2 protein-coding genes are annotated in these 612 nt (G+C 67.0%); both read right to left on the reverse strand.

Translation table 11 applies throughout. The features are described 5' to 3' along the window. A partial coding sequence (locus tag NZU74_20220) for a hypothetical protein (protein ID MCS6883655.1) occupies positions 1-253 on the reverse strand: 253 nt, incomplete at its 3' end. Between the two features lie 3 nt (positions 254-256). Then, on the reverse strand, positions 257-612 hold a 356-nt coding region (locus NZU74_20225; protein MCS6883656.1), incomplete at its 5' end, for an ATP-binding cassette domain-containing protein.

Genomic DNA, 612 nt, shown 5'->3' on the forward strand with positions numbered 1-612 from the left:
CCTTCACCGCCTGCCCGACCAGAGTCATTACTGCCACAACCTCCGGCCCGACGCGCCCGCGCAGGTACGGCACGTCGTGCATGTTCTCGATGGCGAGGCCGTCCACGCCGGCAGCGCGATACAGCCGCGCCTCGCGCACCGCCGCTTCAACGATTTCGGCGACGCTGTGCCGGTTGGCAGGTGTGCCGGGCAGAGCAGCCACGTGAATCATGGCGATGACAGGACGCGGAGAAAGAAATAGACCGTTGAACATCACTCAATCCGCAACAGCTTCCGGCATCGTAGTGAACGGTAGCGCCTCACTGCGGAACTGCATCCGATAGAGCCGCGCATACAGGCCGTCGCGGGCCAACAGCTCGGCGTGCGTGCCCAGCTCCACCAGCCGGCCCCGCTCCAGCACGGCGATGCGGTCGGCACGGTGCACAGTGCTCAGGCGGTGGGCGATGATGACGGTCGTCCGGTTCTTCATCAGCCGGTCGAGGGCCTCCTGCACCAGCTGTTCGGACTCGGAGTCCAGGCTGGAGGTGGCCTCGTCCAGCAGTAGGATGCGCGGGTCTTTGAGGAGGGCGCGGGCGATGGCGATGCGCTGGCGATGCGCTGGCGCTGGCCGCC

Source organism: Chloroflexaceae bacterium (assembly GCA_025057155.1).
Taxonomy (GTDB): Bacteria; Chloroflexota; Chloroflexia; order Chloroflexales; family Chloroflexaceae; genus JACAEO01.